Source organism: Rhizobium sp. BR 250 (assembly GCF_047445855.1).
Lineage (GTDB): Bacteria > Pseudomonadota > Alphaproteobacteria > Rhizobiales > Rhizobiaceae > Agrobacterium > Agrobacterium tumefaciens_I.
Window position 1 is genome coordinate 415,375 of sequence record NZ_JARWKW010000001.1, and the last position, 16,778, is coordinate 432,152.

The following is a 16,778-nucleotide window of genomic DNA, read 5'->3' on the forward strand; positions in this document are numbered from 1 at the left end:
TTCCGATCGGAAAATGACGGAGAGGTCCGCTCGCGAGCAAGCGGAAAAAATTAACGCGCCAGTGAATTCAATTCATGTAACAGCCACACTCCTATTCGGAGGCGGCATCCTGCGGGTCATCGATCAGCCAGTCGGCGAACCGCCGGGCCAGCCTGCGCTGGCTGCCGGACTTCGGGTAAGCGAGATAATGCCCGACATAGTGAAGATCCTGCGTCACGCCGCTCAAGGGGGCGACCAGCCGCCCGGATTTTATCTCGCGATGGGCAAGCCGCGTCGATTCCAGCGCCACGCCGACGCCATTGGCGGCGGCGTCGATCGCCAGAAAACTGCGGTCGAAACTCATGGCCTGAATGGGCGGCTTGCCGAGCCCATTGGCCTCGAACCAGTCCGGCCATTGCAGACGTTTGTTGTCGCTTCGAATAAGCAATTGCCGGTTCAGATCACGCGGCGTCTGGATCTCTGCCGCAAGCGCCGGTGAGCAAAGCGGGGTGACACGCTCGCTACCGAGAGGAATGGTGATCAGATCGTCTCCCTGCGGTTCACCGTAGATGATATCGGCATCGAATTCACCATCCACGAAACGCACATAGGTGGTGCTCGCGGCAAGCCGCACCTCGATCCCCGGATTGGCGTTTAGAAATTCAGGCAGGCGCGGAGACAGCACCTGTGCCGCATAGCTCGGCGCGCAGTGCAGGCGCAGAAGATGCGAGCGATTGGAGGACACCACCTCGATGCCCTGCCGCAGCTCCTCGAAGGCGTTCGATGCATGGGTCAGAAGCGTCTGCCCCGCCGCCGTCAGGCGCACGGTCCGCGTCGTGCGTTCAAAAAGCGGCGTGCCGAGCACCCTTTCGAGCTTGACGATGGCATGGCTGACGGCGCTGGCCGAAAGGTTGAGCTCATCCGCAGCGGCGCGGAAAGAGCCGAGCCGGGCGGCGGATTCGAAGGCGCGGATGGAGGTGAGTGAAATGCCGTTCAACATTCGATTAGTGAAGCAGATTCATGAGATGATGTAAACTTCGCGTTTGAAGCACCCTCTGCCCATCTGCAATATCGAGGCTGCATTCGTCGCAGGACGGGATGCGGCGGCAGGTCGGGAGCACCGCCGTCAAGCGTATGAAGCCGGCCCGCCTGGCTTGGGAGGATTGCTCATGTTGTTGAATGGAAAGACCGCGGTTATTTCAGGCGCCGCCAGCAAACGCGGCATCGGCCGCGCCACGGCGGAACTTTTCGCCCGCCACGGCGCCCGCGTCGCCATCGTGGATCTCGACGAAGCCGGCAGCATCGAAGCTGCGGCCTCGCTTGAAAAAGTGGCTGGTGGCGAGCATCTCGGCGTCGGCGGCAATGTCGCAGATCGCGCCTCCTGCGAGGCGGCCGCGCAAAAAGTCATCGCCGCTTTCGGCAAGATCGATATCCTCATCAACAATGCCGGCATCACTCAGCCGGTCAAGACGCTCGACATTACCGCCACGGACTGGCAGCGCATCGTCGACGTTAACATGACCGGTGTGCTGAATTTCAGCCAGGCCTTCATCCCCAATATGCGCGATAACGGTGGCGGTTCGATTGCCTGCATGTCGTCGGTTTCCGCGCAGCGCGGCGGCGGCATTTTCGGCGGGCCGCATTATTCGGCGGCCAAGGCAGGTGTTCTCGGTCTCGCAAAGGCCATGGCGCGTGAATTCGGCCCTGACGGCATTCGCGTCAACTCCGTTACCCCCGGCCTGATCCAGACAGACATTACCGGCGGCAAGCTCACCGACGACATGCGCCGCGACATTCTCAAGGGCATTCCGCTCAACCGTCTCGGCGACGCCGTCGATGTGGCCAATATCTATCTTTTCCTCGCCTCGGATCTCTCCTCCTACGTCACCGGTGCGGTTGTCGATGTGAATGGCGGAATGCTCATTCACTGAAAACCATCTTTCGAAGCCGGGAAGCCGGCTTCGATTTTCTGACCGGGAGGAGGAAACCATGGCTCAGGCGTATTCGGATACCGATGCAACGAGGGAAGCGGCACTGGCGAATGTATCGCTGGCGGAACGCGCCTGGCGCATCCGGCGCAACGCCTTGTTGATGGGTGAAGTTCAGGGACAGGGTTATGTCGGTCAGGCGCTCGGCATTGCCGATGTTCTGGCCGTGGCATGGTTTCACACCATGCGCTACCGGGCGGACGATCCGCACTGGGAGGGCCGCGACCGGTTTCTGCTCTCCATCGGCCATTATGCGATTGCACTTTACGCAGCACTCATCGAGGCGGGCGTCATCCCGGAAGACGAGCTGGAGACCTATGGCTGCGACGGTTCGCGCCTGCCCATGTCCGGCATGGCCTCCTATACGCCGGGCATGGAAATCACCGGCGGTTCGCTCGGCCACGGGCTTGGCATTGCCGTTGGCATGGCTCTCGGCCTCAAGCGCAAGAATTCAGACCGGTTCATCATAAACCTGATGTCGGATGGCGAGTTGGGGGAAGGTTCGACCTGGGAGGCCGCCATGGGCGCATCCCATCACAGGCTCGGCAATCTCATCAATCTCGTGGATTTCAACAATCAGCAGGCGGATGGCCCTTCCCGCGAAATGCTGTCCTCCGAACCCGTCGACGCTAAATTCGCGGCCTTCGGCTGGCATGTGCAACGCGTCAACGGCAACGATATCGACAAGGTTCGCGAGGCTTTCGACATCGCCATGTCACTTGCCGATGACAGGCCGCGCGCCATCATCTTCGATACCCAAATGGGCCGTGGCGTGCCCTTTCTCGAAAACCGAGAAATCACCCATTTCATTCGCGTGGAGGCGCATGAATGGAAACTGGCGCTCGACGCCCTTGAGGAAGGACGGCCGTCATGAGTGCAGCAGCCCCGCAGAAGCGCCTCACCACGTCGGCGATGATCGCCTCCATTGCCGCCGAAGGTCAGCCGACACGCCCTGCGCCCTTCGGTCATGCTCTTGTTCAGCTGGCGAAAGAACGCGAGGATATTGTCGGCCTTACCGCCGATCTCGGCAAATATACCGACCTGCATATTTTCGCCAAAGCCTTTCCCGAGCGCTTTTATCAGATGGGCATGGCCGAGCAGCTGCTGATGAGCACTGCGGCCGGTCTGGCGCGCGAGGGCTTCGTGCCCTTCGCGACCACCTATGCGGTCTTCGCCGCCCGCCGCGCCTATGATTTCATCGCGATGGCGATTGCCGAAGAAAACCTGCCGGTGAAGATCGTCTGCGCCCTGCCCGGCCTGACGACGGGTTATGGCCCCAGTCATCAGGCGACCGACGATCTGGCGATCTTCCGCGCGCTGCCGAACATGACGATCATCGACCCATGCGATGCGACCGATATAGAAGGCGCGGTGCCGGCGATTACGGCTTACAACGGCCCGGTCTATATGCGCCTGTTGCGCGGCCAGGTGCCAGTGGTACTCGAAGAATATGGCTACAGGTTCGAACTCGGTAAGGCCAAACTCATTCGTGATGGTGCGCAGGTCCTTTTCATATCGTCCGGCATATTGACGATGCGGGTTCTCGAAGCGGCTGCCCTGCTTGAGAAGGAGGGCGTCGGCTGCGCCGTGCTGCATTCCCCCACCATCAAACCGCTCGATACCGCCTCGATCTTCGCGGAGGTGGACAAGGCCGATCGTCTTGTCATCGTGGCGGAAAACCATAGCGAAATAGGTGGTCTCGGAGAGGCCGTGGCAATGGCGCTGATGAAAAGCGGCCGGGCGCCGCGACTGCAGCATATCGCCCTGCCCGATGCCTTTCTGGATGCGGGTGCGCTGCCCACCCTGCACGACCGCTACGGCATCTCGACGACAACGATCGTGGCGCGCGTTAGAGGTTGGCTGGAGAATGAAGGTTTTGAAGTACCGCGCGGTTCGGTCTAAAGGCTGAGGTGAAAACATCGCGCAGAATCAGCCGGGGGGAGCCGGCGGCTTTAAGGGAGTGGAGCGCGTTATCCGCATGATCGGACAACGCTGAGGGTATTTAAATCCAGGGAGGAAAAAATGAGTATTTCCATCAACAGGCGCATGTTCCTGACCGGTACCGGACTGGCACTGGCGGCACCGGCCATTCTGACGGCAGCCCGCAACGCCCGGGCCGCCACAACGCTGACGCTCGGTCATGGTGCGGCACCGGGCAATCCGCGCACGCTCGCAGCCGCGAAATTCGCGGAACTCGTTGGAGAGAAAACCGAAGGCCGAGTGGCGATCAACGTCGCCGGTTCGGAAACGCTTGGCAGCGACGCCGCCATGCTGACCAGCCTGCGCACCGGGGCACTGGATTTCACCGCCAATAGCCAGGGTCCAGTTTCGAGTGTTGTTCCAGAACTCGCGGCGCTCGGCCTGCCCTTCCTGTTCAGCAATGCCGATCAGGCGATCAAGGTGCTTGAGGGCGATGTCGGCGCATCACTCGATGCGCGCTTCCAGAAAGTCGGCATCGTGCCGCTTGACTGGTGGGATAACGGCATCCGCCATGTTTCCAATTCCAAACACGCCATCACCAGGCCGCAGGATGTTGCAGGCCTGAAAATCCGCACGCCCGCCGACCCGATGACGATGGATATTTTCAAGGCGCTGGATGCGGCGACGGTTCAGATCGCCTTTGGCGAACTTTACATCGCGCTTCAGCAGGGCGTTGTGGACGGGCAGGAAAACCCTCTGGTCAACATCGAAAGCTCCAAGCTTTACGAGGTCAACAAACATATCAGCCTCACCGCTCATAAATGGGAATCCACGCCATTCCTGATGTCCAAATTCGCCGAGGGGCGGCTGGGCAAGGATTTTGAAGCGGTCAAGGCGGCTGCGAAGGAGGCCGGGGCGCTTCAACGCAAACTTTCGGCTGAAAAGGCAAGCGCATCGCTGGCCGCCTTCAAGGCCAATGCCGCTATCGAGGTGGTGGAAGACATCGACCACGCCGCTTTCGCGAAGGCCACCGCGCAGGTTCTGGAGACATGGAAACAGAAGCCCTTCGGCGATTTCGTCGCTGAGCTGGAAAAGGCCGCCAAGGGCTGACGATCAGGATGCCGGGCCGGCTCATGCCGCCCGGCCTCGCCTTCATGTCCACCGACAGGATCGGCGGGAGCCTCGCTCACGCCGACATTCATACGGTTTCAGTTTTCAGGAGATGCGCCAATGCTCGAAGGAGCCTTGTCCGCCGCCAATCGCGTTGACAGTTTCATCGCCATCCTCTGCCGCATCATCATCGTGGCATCCGGCATTCTGCTCACGGTCATCATGACCGCAAACGTCATCGTCCGCTATCTATCGACATCCGGCGGTCTGGATTTTGCGGAAGAACTGCCGACCATGCTATTTCCATGGTTCATCGTCGCCGGCATTACCCTTGCCGCACAGAGCGGCGCGCATATGGCGGTGGAATGGATCTATGACAAGTTCGACGAACGCGGCAAGGTGGGCGTTCTGCTGTTCGCCAATCTCGTCACTGTCGCAAGCTTCATCATTCTCGCGCAGCAGGCGCTTGTCGTCGCCGAGATCGCCGGCGCGGAAATCAGCCCGGTTCTGCAGCTGCCCAACAGCATCGGCTATTATTCCATCGCCTTCGGCGCGGCACTGGTTTCGGTCACCACCGCAACGGCCAGCCTGCGCATTCTCTCCGGCGGCTGGCATGCCCGCCCGCACGGTGCAACCGAGGAGATGCCGCTATGACCATCGTAATGATCATCGCATTTTGTATTCTCATGATGATTGCGGTTCCGGTCGGCTATGCGCTGATCATCTCTGCGGGCGTCGCCGTGCTGTGGAACGGTTACGTGCCGCTTTCGATCGTGGCGCAGCAGGTTTACGACCAGACCCAATCCTTCCCCATGCTGGCGCTGCCATTCTTCATGCTCGCGGGCACGCTGATGCTCGGCGGCAAACTCGGAACCCAGCTTCTGGAACTCGCTTCCAAGGCCATGCAGCGCTGGCGCGGCGGCCCGCTTTCCACGACAGTCATTTCTTCGGTCGTGTTCGGCGGCGTTTCTGGCTCGGCGGTCGCCAATGCCAGTGCGCTCGGTTCAGTGCTTATTCCATGGCAGAAGCGTCAGGGTTACCCTGCCCCTCTGTGTGCGGCGAACAACGCCACCTCGGCGGTCATCGACGTGCTTATCCCACCGTCGATCCCGATGATCCTCTATTCGCTGGTCAGCGGCGTCAGCATCGCCAATCTGTTCATCGCCGGCATTTTGCCGGGCCTGCTCATGGCGGTGGGTTTCATCTTCGTTTGCTGGGCCATCGCTGTGCGGCGGGGCTATGCGGTGCGTGACGAAAGTATCCGCAAGCGCGATCTGGCGCTCCTTGCGTTCCGCAGCCTGCCGGCAATCCTTTTGCCGATCCTGATCATCCTCGGCCTGCGTTTCGGCTTTGCAACGCCAACGGAAGTCGCCGTTCTTTCTGTCGTCTATTCGCTCGTGCTCAGCATCTTCTTTTATCGCGATCTGACGTGGAAGCGTTTCTGCGACAATTTCGTCGAGGCAGGCTCGGCAACCGGCGTCGTCATGCTGGTCATCATGGGAAGTGCCGCGGTGGGCTGGGTCCTCACCTTCGATCAGGCACCCCAGCATTTCGCCACCTGGGTGGCAGAGAATATTTCGAACCCGATCCTGATCATTCTCATGATGAACATCCTGATGCTGATCATCGGCATGCCGCTCGATCTGCCGCCTTCGATCCTGCTGCTCGGACCGATCTTCGTGCCACTGGCCGATATGATAGGGCTCGACCGGGTACAGCTCGGCATGATGATGGTGATCAATCTGGGTATCGGGCTCTACACTCCGCCCATCGGCACCACGCTGTTCATCTCGTCCTCCATTGCCAGAGCACCGCTCGGCGCGACGACGAAGGAATTGTGGCCGTTCTTCACCATGGCGATGCTGCTTCTCATCGCGGTCAGCTTCATTCCTGCGCTCACGATCTACTGAAATTCAGCCCGCAGCAAAACGCTAAGGGAAACCATCGGCCGATTCTCCCCGGCCGGTGGTTTTGGCGTTCGAGACACCTCGCTTAAGTAATCAAATCCGCTTTGTTCACGGTTTCGACGATCAAATCACCATCTGCGATACACCCTTCACGAAATTTTAGGGGATTGCGGAACACATATGGAACATATAGTGTTCGTTCTGTATTTGTTTCGCGACTTCAACGACGATTCTCAAGGGTGTTTTCCTCATGCTCACGCGCAAACAGCAGGAATTGCTTCTCTTCATTCATGAAAGAATGAAAGAGTCCGGCGTGCCGCCCTCCTTCGATGAAATGAAGGACGCACTCGATCTTGCCTCCAAATCCGGCATCCACCGGCTGATCACCGCACTCGAGGAGCGCGGATTTATTCGCCGGCTACCTAACAGGGCGCGAGCGCTGGAAGTGATCAAATTGCCGGAGGCCTACACGCCGGGTGCGAGGCCGCAACGCGGCTTTTCGCCAAGCGTCATCGAAGGCAGCCTCGGCAAGCCGAAGACGCCGGAACCTGCCCCCGCCCCCAAGGCGCCTGCCAACGATCTCGGCGGTGCGGTCACCGTGCCGGTCATGGGCCGCATTGCCGCCGGTGTGCCGATTTCCGCGATCCAGAACAACACCCATGATGTGGCCGTGCCGGTCGACATGCTGGGTTCGGGCGAACATTACGCTCTGGAAGTCAAAGGCGACTCGATGATCGAGGCCGGCATTTTTGATGGCGACACCGTCATCATCCGCAACGGCAACACTGCCAATCCGGGCGATATCGTCGTGGCGCTGGTGGATGATGAAGAAGCGACGTTGAAGCGTTTCCGCCGCAAGGGTGCCTCCATTGCGCTTGAAGCGGCCAACCCCGCTTATGAAACCCGCATTTTCGGGCCGGACCGGGTGAAGATCCAGGGCAAGCTGGTGGGACTGATCCGCCGTTACCATTGAATGGGTGATATCGAGCCCGTCCCTTTCGCGATGGCGAGAGGACGGTCTCTTGTGATGCATGGCCGCCGGTCCGAGGAACGGCGCGTTTACCGCGTTCATGAGGGGACGCACCATCCGTCGGATCGACATGCCGTTTCCTGCGAAGAGCAATTCCAGCTTTCACGCTTGATGTTTCGGTTGCGCTGCAGGCGCAACGGCAAAATGACGCTGGCTGCAATCGCGGAAAAGGCGCATTTCCCTTCTTCGCGAGCCATGGGCAGCCAATCGCCTCGCACCTTTTCGGTCGTCTCCAGGTGGTGATGTGTGTGGAATTCTTTCCCCTGCCCGGCCGCCATTCATCAATCCGGCTTATGGAAGCCATGGATTATTTGCAATATTCCGGACCGCATTGCCGGTATAGAAATGCGCGTCATATCGGGGAGACATGCCATGTACGATCTTTATATCGCCAACAAGAACTATTCCTCATGGTCGCTGCGGCCCTGGATATTGATGCGCACGCTCGGCATCGCCTTTGATGAAAAACTCGTTCCCTTTGGCGAAGACGTCTCATTTTCCAGCTTTTCGCCGACCGGAAAGGTGCCCTGCCTTGTCGATGAGGGCGTGACGATCTGGGAAACGCTGTCGATCGCCGAGTATCTTGCCGAGAGACATCAGGGTGTGTGGGCGAGCGACAAGCAGGCAAGGGCCTGGTCGCGCTCGGCGGCGAGTGAAATGCATGCGGGCTTCTCGTCGCTGCGCAATCTCTATCCCATGTCGGTCGGCATCCGGGTAAAGCCGAAGGGCGGCGACGCCGGGCTTGCGGCCGATATAAAGCGCATCGATGCGCTGTGGAACGAAGGCCTCACGAAATTCGGCGGACCTTTTCTCGCCGGTCAGAAATTCACGGCGGTCGATGCTTTCTTCTGCCCGGTGGCATTCCGTTTCCAGACCTACGGCGCCGACCTCTCGCCGGCGGCCAAAACCTATTGCGACCGGCTGCTCGACCTGCCGGCCATGCGCGAATGGTACGAAGCAGGGTTGAAGGAAATCTGGCGCGATCTGCCCCATGAAGAGGAAGTCGGCGGCATTGGCGAATTGACCGCGGATCTGCGCGTCAAGGCCTGATGGACCACGCTGGCGGCATCATTGTGACGCCGCCAGCAGCCGGGTGACGGCTTCGGGCACCTCATGGTCAAAACGGCCGCTTTTCCAGTCGTAGAAGCGATGTTCGCTCCAAGGCCTGTCGGTTCCCGCGGTTGCCGCGCGCATCCTTCCGACGACCCCGGTTTGATCGCTTCCGGCGAAATTGACCTCCACCGAACCGATGCGCCGTAAAATATCGCGGTTGAGCAGCAAGGCTCCCGAGCGGCATTGCGCAAACGAGGTTCTGCGGGAAACAATGACGATATCGGCAATGTCGCAGGCTTTCCCGGCAAACCGGCCGTCTTCCAGCACAATGATCCACTCGCCGCTTCGCGCGCGCGCCGCACACCAGATGCCTGTCCTGCAGGTAAAGGCTCCCGGCGCAGCGTCCCTCAGGGCAGCCGTCATCTCCCGCGCCACGGCCTTCATCTCTTCCGGCGCAAGCTTCGATTTTGCGCTTAAAGCAACGGTGGTTGCCGGAACTCCCGACTTGAGAAGGACCGGTGAGAGCGGTTTCTCAGGCAATAGCAGCGCCCTCTGCCATTGCTCATAGATGAAGCCCTGCGGCCGCGTTTTTGTGGTATAGACCTTACCCTCGTCCAGAAGGGCGACCAGCCTGCCTTCCTCATGAATAAGCAGATCAGGCAGACCGCGTTGGGCGACCGCTCCGGACAGGCCAAAGGCAAAGAGCAGAAGCGGAATTCCGAGAAGCGCCAGACGGGTGCGCAGCAATGTCAGCAACAGAAAGCCCCCAGAGGCAATGCCGATGAACCAGCCATGCGGCCGCCCGGTCGCAGCGCTGCCGCCCCAGGACGCCACCTCCTGCGCAACCTCGATGACGAGCGCCATGCCAAAACCCATGACCTTCAGGAAAGGCGCATCGAGCCCGAAGGGCATCAGCAGCATGGCGATGAGGCCGAAAGGCATGACGATCAGCGACATCAGCGGCATCGCCGCCAGATTGGCAAAAAGTCCATAGGTGGTGACACGCTGAAAATGTTCAGCCGAATAGATCGCCGTCGAAAGCCCACCGATCAGCGATGTGGTGACGACCCCGCCAACAACGGCGCCTGCCGTTTGCGCAATCGTCATCCACGCCGGTTTGCGACCGATGACGAGACGCTCACGATCTCTGCGCCAGCGGCTCCAGGCGGCATAGGCGGAAACGAGCGCAATTGTCGCGGCAAAGGACATCTGAAAGCTCGGCCCCATGATTTCCGAAGGCGAAAGGGCGAGAATGACCAGCGCGGAAAGCGCAACATTCCTGAGGCTGAGCGAAGGTTGGTCGAACAACACCGCAATCAGCATCACCGACATCATCAGCCAGGCACGTTCGGCGGAGACGGCAAAACCGGAAATCAGATAATAGGCCAGCGTCATCAGGAGCGCTGCGAAGGCGGACATCTTCTTCACCGGCCAGCGCTGCGCGAAAGCCGGAAACAGGCTGAAGGCGAGCCTCAGTCCCACGAAGAATATGCCGGAAGCGAGCGCCATGTTGAGCCCGGATATGGCGACGATATGGGCAAGACCGGAAAGCCGCAACGCTTCCATCGTCCCGGCCGATATGGCCTGTCTCTCATCGGTGACGATGGAGGCGGCGAAAGCGCCGGCATCACCGCCGATCGTGTTGCGGATGCGCTCGGCAATGGCGGTGCGCAGGCCATAAAGCCGCATATCGGCCCATTCCAGCCAGCCAGTTATCGCGTCGATGTCAGGTGGCGCTACGGCTGCGGCGGCTTATAAAAGAAGCCTGTCGCACCTATGCCCCTGAAATAGGAGGCGAAGGCGAAATCGTTGAGACCCGGCAAGGCCGGACCGGATGGTGGAGAAAGCCGCGCCTTGCCGCGGATGGTCGCGCCGAGTGTAACAGGCTCACCCCCGCCGCGGGCAAGCAACGAAACCTTCTGCGGCGGGCGTGACAATGCCGGCGCTTCCGTCGCAGCCAGTTGCACGACATACCGCCAGTCACCACGCGCATCGACCTCCCGACGCATCACCGTGCCGGTGATGGTGGTGGTAACGGGCGTATCCAGCAGCACGGTCCCTGCCCGCCACGTTTCGAACCCAGCGAAAAGCATGCCCAGCAACAGCAGCGCAGCGAGGCTGCAGGCCGTGGCTGCCAGGTGGGCACGATATCTGGTGACGAGCGCCATGCTGGCGGCATGCGAAAATGCGATAGCCAGAAGCAGCAATGAAGGTGTGGCATCCAGCGAAAACCAGAGGACCGCTCCACAGCCAATGAAGACCGGCACGAAAAGAAAATCATGGCCGAATGCGCGTTCTTCGGCAAGGCAGGCGGTGATTTTTTGGAGAACCGCAGTTTGCAGTTTCGGCTTGCTGACAATGGCCGGCAAATCATATGTCGCGACTTCGCCGGTCCGGCGCAGCGGAGACAGGATATCCGCCGTGCGGGGCAAGCCGCCCTGCATCGTTTCGGCATATCCGAAATGCTGTTTTTCCCCTTGATCAAGCAATCTGCGCCGCGCCCCTGCCGCACCGGAAACAGGTTTGCAGATGGACGCGCGGGATTGCAATGCTTTCCTTTAACCCTGCGTTGACCGAGATTGAATTGCTATTGCCGATAAAGCTGAAAGCAACGCGATTGCGTTTGCCGCAATGCACAATTTGACCTTTGGATAGCTTGGCATCGGCGCCAGGATCATATAGCTAATCGGTAGACGCTTAACCGCGAGGCGTGTCTCAACGCCTCCACCCGCATGTTCTCGGAGGATCAGTATGACGGAAAAAAGCGCTACAGTGACACTTGGCGAAAAGCAGGTGGAACTCCCGGTCAGGGAAGGCACGATTGGACCAAGCGTCGTCGATATCGCCACGCTCTACAAGCACACGGGCTCCTTCACCTACGACCCGGGTTTCACGTCGACGGCCTCCTGCGAATCCAAGATCACCTATATCGATGGTGACGAGGGCGTTCTGCTGCATCGCGGCTTCCCGATTGAGCAGCTTGCCGAACAGGGCGACTTCCTGGAAACCTGCTACCTGCTGCTTTACGGCGAACTGCCGACGGCTGCACAGAAGAAGGATTTCGACACCCGCGTCACGCGCCACACCATGGTGCATGAGCAGATGAGCCGCTTCTTCACCGGCTATCGTCGCGATGCGCATCCGATGGCCGTCATGTGCGGCACGGTCGGCGCTCTCTCGGCCTTCTACCACGACTCGACCGACATCACCGATCCGCACCAGCGCATGGTCGCTTCGCTGCGCATGATCGCGAAGATGCCGACGATCGCCGCGATGGCCTACAAGTACCATATCGGCCAGCCCTTCGTTTACCCGAAGAACGATCTGGATTACGCCTCCAACTTCCTGCACATGTGCTTTGCCGTGCCGTGCGAGGACTACAAGGTGGATCCGGTTCTGGCCCGCGCCATGGACCGCATCTTCATCCTGCATGCCGATCACGAGCAGAACGCCTCCACCTCCACGGTGCGTCTTGCCGGTTCGTCGGGTGCAAATCCGTTCGCCTGTATCGCGGCTGGCATCGCCTGCCTCTGGGGCCCGGCTCACGGCGGTGCCAACGAAGCGGCGCTCAACATGCTCAACGAAATCGGCACGGTTGACCGTATTCCGGAATATATCGCCCGCGCCAAGGACAAGAACGACCCGTTCCGCCTGATGGGCTTTGGTCACCGCGTCTACAAGAACTACGACCCGCGCGCCAAGATCATGCAGAAGACGATGTACGAAGTGCTGGAAGCCACCGGCAACTCCGACGATCCGATCATGCAGGTCGCGCTGGAACTGGAAAAGATCGCCCTTTCCGACCCCTACTTCGTCGAAAAGAAGCTCTACCCGAACGTCGACTTCTATTCGGGCATCACGCTGAAGGCGCTCGGCTTCCCCACGACCATGTTCACCGTTCTCTTCGCTCTCGCCCGCACCGTCGGCTGGATCGCACAGTGGAACGAAATGATCGAAGATCCGCAGCAGCGTATCGGCCGTCCGCGCCAGCTCTATACGGGCGCCGGCAAGCGTGACTACGTTCCGGTTTCCAAGCGCTAAGCGACGAAACCCAGCAAGATCAAAGGCCGGCAGGTTTTCACCCGCCGGCCTTTTTGTTGAATGTCGTCCCAATAGCTCTCAATGGCGCGCAGCAACGCCCAGGAACTGCTTGAGTTCGGGCGTGGCCGGATTGGAGAACACCTCTTCCGGCGGGCCGATTTCGTGCACCCTGCCCTCATGCATGAAAACGACGCGGGAGCAGACGTCGCGCGCAAATTTCATTTCATGCGTCACCATCAGCAGCGTCATGCCTTCGCCGGCCAGTTCACGCACCACCGCCAGCACCTCCGAGACCAGCTCGGGATCGAGTGCCGAGGTGATCTCGTCGCAAAGAAGCGCGATCGGCTGCATGGCGAGTGCACGGGCAATCGCAACGCGCTGCTGCTGACCACCGGAAAGTTCATCGGGATAGGCATCGAACTTATGCGCCAGCCCGACCCGTTCCAGCATCTTGCGCGCAACGGCTTCCGCTTCCGGTTTCGGCGTCTTCTTCACAACGGTCTGCGACAGCATGACATTGCCGCCGACCGTCTGGTGCGGGAAGAGATTGAATTGCTGGAAAATCATGCCGACCTTCAGCCGCAGGGCTTTCAGATGCAGATCGTCTTCGAGAAGCTGCGCACCGGCGACCGATATGGAACCGGCCGATATCGTCTCCAGCCCGTTGATGCAGCGAAGCAGGGTCGACTTTCCCGATCCGCTCTTGCCAATGATGGCGATGACCTCACCCGGCTCCACATCAAGGTTGATGCCTTTCAGAACCTCGTTGCTACCATAGCTTTTGCGGACTTCAGTGATTTCGATGAGCGACATTGAGCTTCCTTTCGAGGATCTGGCTGCTCTTCGACAGAGGCCAGCACAGCGCGAAATAGATGAGGGCGACGAGGCCATAAACGGTGAAGGGCTGGAAGGTGGCGTTGGTGACGACCGTGCCGGCCTTGGACAGTTCCACGAAGCCGATGATCGAGGTCACGGCCGTGCCCTTGATGACCTGGACGAAGAAACCGACGGTTGGCGGAATGGCGACCCGCATGGCCTGCGGCAGGATGACGTAACGCATCTGCTGCAGGCGGCCCATGGCAAGGCTTGCCGATGCCTCCCATTGGCCTTTCGCGACGGATTCGACGCAGCCGCGCCAGATTTCGGTGAGAAAGGCAGCGGCCCAGAGGATCAGCGTCAGGCCCGCCGCCAGCCAGGCCGGCACATCGATGCCGAACAGGCCAAGGCCAAAAAAGGCGATGAAGAGCTGCATCAGCAGCGGCGTTCCCTGAAAAAGCTCGACATAATAACGCGCAAAAGCCCGCATCGATTTTTTTCGGGAAATGCGCATGAACAGCAGAAGCAGCGCCACAACGCCACCGCCGGCAAAGGAAACGAGCGAGAGCAGCACGGTCCAGCGCGTGGCGAGCAACAGGTTTCTGAGAATATCCCAGGTGGAGAATTCGATCATCGGACACTCCTGCGCGGAAAGATAAGGTTGCCGCCCATGACAAGCACCTGCCGGAGAAGAATGGCCAGCACGAGATAGATGACGGTGGAGACCATGTAGGCTTCGAAGGCGCGGAAGGTGCGCGACTGGATGAAATTGGCGGCGAAGGTCAGGTCCTCGGCCGCGATCTGCGATACGACCGACGAGCCGAGCATGACGATCACCACCTGCGAGGACAGTGCCGGCCAGATGCGTTGCAGGGACGGCACCAGCACCACATGTCGGAAGGTTTCGAAACGGGTCATGGCAAGGCTTGCCCCCGCTTCGAACTGCCCCTTCGGCGTCGCCTGAATGCCGGCACGGATGATCTCGCAGCTATAGGCTCCGAGATTGACCACCATGGCGATGTTGGCCGCACTCAGTTCCGATAGTTGCAGGCCAAGCGACGGCAGGCCGAAAAAGATAAAAAACAATTGTATGAGAAATGGCGTATTGCGAATGAGCTCCACATAGGTCGCGACCGGCGGCCGTAGCCATTTAGGCCCAAGCGCGCGCACCCAGGCGCAGAATATGCCAAGCGCGATGCCAAGAACGCCGCCGACGGCGATCAATTCCAGCGTGATGACGATGCCCTTGGCGATCTGCGGGTAATAATCGAGAAGCCATCCAAAATCGAATGTATATTTCACCCGATGTTTCCTTTCGGGGAGGACAAACCATGCGCCGGACCGGGATCAGACAGGACCGGCGCGTGGATTTGCCGGGTTGATCAGAGATCCTTCGGAAGATCGGTTTTCAGCCACTTCTGTGCGATTGTGTTCAGCGAACCATCGGTCTTTGCAGTCGCGATTATGGCGTTGACCTTTTCAAGCAGCGCCGGCTGTTCCTTGTTCAGGCCGATATAGCAGGGCGAATTCTTGATCAGGAATTTCAGCTCGGGACGCTTCGGCGGGTTCTTGGCCAGAATGGCGGCAGCCACGACATTGCCGGTGGCCACGGCTTCCACCTGGCCGGCGAGGAAGGCGGAGATCGTGCCGTTATTATCCTCGTAGCGCGTGATGGTCGTGTCGGCCGGAGCGACCTTGGTCAGTTCCAGATCTTCTACCGCGCCACGGGTGACGCCGATGGTCTTGCCCGCCAGATCTTCTGCCTTGGCGACGGTAACCGAGTCCGGAGCAAACACGCCATTGAAGAAAGGTGCATAGGCGGTGGAGAAATCGATGACCTTTTCACGGTCCGGGTTCTTGCCGAGGCTCGAAATCACGAGATCGACCTTGTTGGTTTGCAGATAGGGAACGCGGTTGGCGCTGGTGACCGGCACCAGCTCGACCTTCACGCCCAGCTTCTCGCCGATCAGATTGGCGACATCGATATCATAGCCCTGTGGGGCCATATCCGTACCGACGCTACCGAAGGGCGGAAAATCCTGTGGGACGGCAACGCGGATCGTGCCGCGGGAGGTGATATCGCCGAGCGTATCGGCAAGGGCAGCAGATGAAAAACCAATCGTTGCGGAAATCGCGGCAATGGCAAGCAATGAACGTCTGGACAACATGGGAGACTACTCCTTGGGGCTTGAGAAAAGCGGCTGCAGTGAAAGGGAATTGCGAAGCTCGTAGAGCGGGTCCGGCCTGCGGGTGAGATCGAGACCGGTTTCGACCTCATCGAGGTGGCGGATGGCGAGTTCGGCGGCGGCGTGGAAATCGGCCGCCTGAATCGCCTCGAAGATGCGGCAGTGCCCGTCATGCGATTGCTGCGCATGGAAATCGGACTGATAGAGCATGGAGATGAGGATGGTTCTGGCGGTCAGGTCTCGGAGCGTTTCGACGATGATGTCGTTTCCGGCGATTTCCGCGATGCGGATATGGAAATCACCCATCAGGCAGGTCAGGCGCTGGCGATCACCCTTGGCGATGGCCGCCTTCTCCTCGTCGAGGTGACCGGCAAGGATGGTGATGCCTTCCGGGCTGACAACGGAAAGATTGCGCAGAAGCCCATATTCTATGACGCGGCGCGCCTCATAGACCTTGATGGATTCTTCCGCAGAAGGCTCCACCACGAACCAGCCGCGACGCGGACTGACGGTGACGATGCCACGCGTTTCAAGCCGCATCATCGCCTCGCGGATGCGCGTGCGTGACACGCCGAAAAGACTGGCGAGCTGGTTCTCGCTGAGGCGGGTGCCCGGACGAATGCGCGCGGAGAGAATACCGGAGATGATGGCGTCTTCTACCGCGCTCTGGGCGCTTTCGGATGTATGGCTATCTTGCATACAAGATTGAAAGCAAGAGCCGTGCCAGACGTAAATCTAGAGACTATTG

The 16,778-nt window shown here is 59.8% G+C and carries 16 protein-coding genes and 1 pseudogene; 9 read left to right on the plus strand and 8 right to left on the minus strand.

Translation table 11 applies throughout. From position 1 onward, the window contains the following. Positions 1-91: 91 nt before the first annotated feature. Positions 92-979: a LysR substrate-binding domain-containing protein gene (locus QD336_RS02080; RefSeq protein ID WP_269343579.1), complete on the minus strand. Its 888-nt coding sequence runs from the start codon at positions 977-979 to the stop codon at positions 92-94. 169 nt (positions 980-1,148) lie between these two features. On the opposite strand from QD336_RS02080, the gene QD336_RS02085 reads away from it, so the two are divergent. From QD336_RS02085 to lexA, 7 genes are all read left to right on the plus strand, one after another. Beyond that, on the plus strand, positions 1,149-1,910 hold the full coding sequence (locus QD336_RS02085) for an SDR family NAD(P)-dependent oxidoreductase (RefSeq protein ID WP_269343580.1): 762 nt from the start codon (positions 1,149-1,151) through the stop codon (positions 1,908-1,910). A 58-nt stretch (positions 1,911-1,968) separates the two neighbouring features. Continuing rightward, positions 1,969-2,841 carry a transketolase gene (locus QD336_RS02090; protein ID WP_499169102.1) on the plus strand — a complete coding sequence of 291 codons (873 nt, stop codon included), beginning with the start codon at positions 1,969-1,971 and terminating at the stop codon, positions 2,839-2,841. Beyond that, positions 2,838-3,869, plus strand: a complete 1,032-nt coding sequence (locus tag QD336_RS02095; RefSeq protein WP_499169104.1) for a transketolase family protein — start codon at positions 2,838-2,840, stop codon at positions 3,867-3,869. Before QD336_RS02090 ends, QD336_RS02095 begins: the two co-directional genes overlap by 4 nt. Before the next feature lie 120 nt (positions 3,870-3,989). Continuing rightward, positions 3,990-4,997 carry a TRAP transporter substrate-binding protein gene (locus tag QD336_RS02100; protein WP_269343585.1) on the plus strand — a complete coding sequence of 336 codons (1,008 nt, stop codon included), beginning with the start codon at positions 3,990-3,992 and terminating at the stop codon, positions 4,995-4,997. Between the two features lie 120 nt (positions 4,998-5,117). Next, positions 5,118-5,651 (plus strand): TRAP transporter small permease, encoded by a 534-nt coding sequence (locus tag QD336_RS02105; protein WP_269343587.1) that lies wholly within the window; start codon positions 5,118-5,120, stop codon positions 5,649-5,651. After that, entirely contained in the window at positions 5,648-6,907 is a 1,260-nt protein-coding gene (locus QD336_RS02110; RefSeq protein ID WP_499169106.1) for a TRAP transporter large permease subunit, read from the plus strand. Before QD336_RS02105 ends, QD336_RS02110 begins: the two co-directional genes overlap by 4 nt. A gap of 247 nt (positions 6,908-7,154) precedes the next feature. Further along, the gene (gene lexA / locus QD336_RS02115; RefSeq protein WP_003521385.1) at positions 7,155-7,877 is read left to right on the plus strand and encodes a transcriptional repressor LexA; all 723 of its coding nucleotides are present in this window, start codon (positions 7,155-7,157) and stop codon (positions 7,875-7,877) included. Between the two features lie 95 nt (positions 7,878-7,972). Here the strand turns inward: lexA and QD336_RS02120 are convergent, their stop codons facing one another. Beyond that, complete coding sequence (locus QD336_RS02120; protein WP_269343592.1) at positions 7,973-8,212, minus strand: hypothetical protein; 240 nt, start codon at positions 8,210-8,212, stop codon at positions 7,973-7,975. Between the two features lie 94 nt (positions 8,213-8,306). On the opposite strand from QD336_RS02120, the gene QD336_RS02125 reads away from it, so the two are divergent. Then, positions 8,307-8,984 (plus strand): glutathione S-transferase family protein, encoded by a 678-nt coding sequence (locus tag QD336_RS02125; protein ID WP_499169108.1) that lies wholly within the window; start codon positions 8,307-8,309, stop codon positions 8,982-8,984. An 18-nt stretch (positions 8,985-9,002) separates the two neighbouring features. Here QD336_RS02125 and QD336_RS02130 read toward each other — a convergent pair. After that, a pseudogene (locus QD336_RS02130) lies at positions 9,003-11,431 on the minus strand (ComEC/Rec2 family competence protein). A gap of 307 nt (positions 11,432-11,738) precedes the next feature. On the opposite strand from QD336_RS02130, the gene gltA reads away from it, so the two are divergent. Continuing rightward, complete coding sequence (gene gltA, locus QD336_RS02135; RefSeq protein ID WP_003502585.1) at positions 11,739-13,028, plus strand: citrate synthase; 1,290 nt, start codon at positions 11,739-11,741, stop codon at positions 13,026-13,028. Positions 13,029-13,106: 78 nt separating this feature from the next. On the opposite strand, the gene QD336_RS02140 is transcribed toward gltA, so the two are convergent. From QD336_RS02140 to QD336_RS02160, 5 genes are all read right to left on the minus strand, one after another. Then, the gene (locus tag QD336_RS02140) at positions 13,107-13,841 is read right to left on the minus strand and encodes an amino acid ABC transporter ATP-binding protein (RefSeq protein WP_065653920.1); all 735 of its coding nucleotides are present in this window, start codon (positions 13,839-13,841) and stop codon (positions 13,107-13,109) included. Then, positions 13,819-14,478: an amino acid ABC transporter permease gene (locus QD336_RS02145; RefSeq protein ID WP_499169109.1), complete on the minus strand. Its 660-nt coding sequence runs from the start codon at positions 14,476-14,478 to the stop codon at positions 13,819-13,821. The genes QD336_RS02140 and QD336_RS02145 overlap by 23 nt, the downstream gene beginning before the upstream one ends. Then, the gene (locus QD336_RS02150) at positions 14,475-15,146 is read right to left on the minus strand and encodes an amino acid ABC transporter permease (RefSeq protein WP_269343598.1); all 672 of its coding nucleotides are present in this window, start codon (positions 15,144-15,146) and stop codon (positions 14,475-14,477) included. The genes QD336_RS02145 and QD336_RS02150 overlap by 4 nt, the downstream gene beginning before the upstream one ends. A gap of 80 nt (positions 15,147-15,226) precedes the next feature. After that, positions 15,227-16,012: a transporter substrate-binding domain-containing protein gene (locus QD336_RS02155; RefSeq protein ID WP_499169111.1), complete on the minus strand. Its 786-nt coding sequence runs from the start codon at positions 16,010-16,012 to the stop codon at positions 15,227-15,229. Positions 16,013-16,018: 6 nt separating this feature from the next. Continuing rightward, positions 16,019-16,729: a GntR family transcriptional regulator gene (locus tag QD336_RS02160; RefSeq protein WP_499169113.1), complete on the minus strand. Its 711-nt coding sequence runs from the start codon at positions 16,727-16,729 to the stop codon at positions 16,019-16,021. Positions 16,730-16,778 lie beyond the last annotated feature (49 nt).

What these genes read in the sequence shown, in the direction of transcription:
- lexA (WP_003521385.1), top strand. Translation starts at nt 7,155, where the DNA reads ATGCTCACGCGCAAACAGCAGGAATTGCTTCTCTTCATTCATGAAAGA.
- QD336_RS02095 (WP_499169104.1), top strand. Translation starts at nt 2,838, where the DNA reads ATGAGTGCAGCAGCCCCGCAGAAGCGCCTCACCACGTCGGCGATGATC.
- QD336_RS02140 (WP_065653920.1), bottom strand. Translation starts at nt 13,841, where the DNA reads ATGTCGCTCATCGAAATCACTGAAGTCCGCAAAAGCTATGGTAGCAAC.
- gltA (WP_003502585.1), top strand. Translation starts at nt 11,739, where the DNA reads ATGACGGAAAAAAGCGCTACAGTGACACTTGGCGAAAAGCAGGTGGAA.
- QD336_RS02120 (WP_269343592.1), bottom strand. Translation starts at nt 8,212, where the DNA reads ATGGCGGCCGGGCAGGGGAAAGAATTCCACACACATCACCACCTGGAG.
- QD336_RS02125 (WP_499169108.1), top strand. Translation starts at nt 8,307, where the DNA reads ATGTACGATCTTTATATCGCCAACAAGAACTATTCCTCATGGTCGCTG.
- QD336_RS02155 (WP_499169111.1), bottom strand. Translation starts at nt 16,012, where the DNA reads ATGTTGTCCAGACGTTCATTGCTTGCCATTGCCGCGATTTCCGCAACG.
- QD336_RS02090 (WP_499169102.1), top strand. Translation starts at nt 1,969, where the DNA reads ATGGCTCAGGCGTATTCGGATACCGATGCAACGAGGGAAGCGGCACTG.
- QD336_RS02105 (WP_269343587.1), top strand. Translation starts at nt 5,118, where the DNA reads ATGCTCGAAGGAGCCTTGTCCGCCGCCAATCGCGTTGACAGTTTCATC.
- QD336_RS02145 (WP_499169109.1), bottom strand. Translation starts at nt 14,478, where the DNA reads ATGATCGAATTCTCCACCTGGGATATTCTCAGAAACCTGTTGCTCGCC.
- QD336_RS02110 (WP_499169106.1), top strand. Translation starts at nt 5,648, where the DNA reads ATGACCATCGTAATGATCATCGCATTTTGTATTCTCATGATGATTGCG.
- QD336_RS02160 (WP_499169113.1), bottom strand. Translation starts at nt 16,729, where the DNA reads ATGCAAGATAGCCATACATCCGAAAGCGCCCAGAGCGCGGTAGAAGAC.
- QD336_RS02085 (WP_269343580.1), top strand. Translation starts at nt 1,149, where the DNA reads ATGTTGTTGAATGGAAAGACCGCGGTTATTTCAGGCGCCGCCAGCAAA.
- QD336_RS02100 (WP_269343585.1), top strand. Translation starts at nt 3,990, where the DNA reads ATGAGTATTTCCATCAACAGGCGCATGTTCCTGACCGGTACCGGACTG.
- QD336_RS02080 (WP_269343579.1), bottom strand. Translation starts at nt 979, where the DNA reads ATGTTGAACGGCATTTCACTCACCTCCATCCGCGCCTTCGAATCCGCC.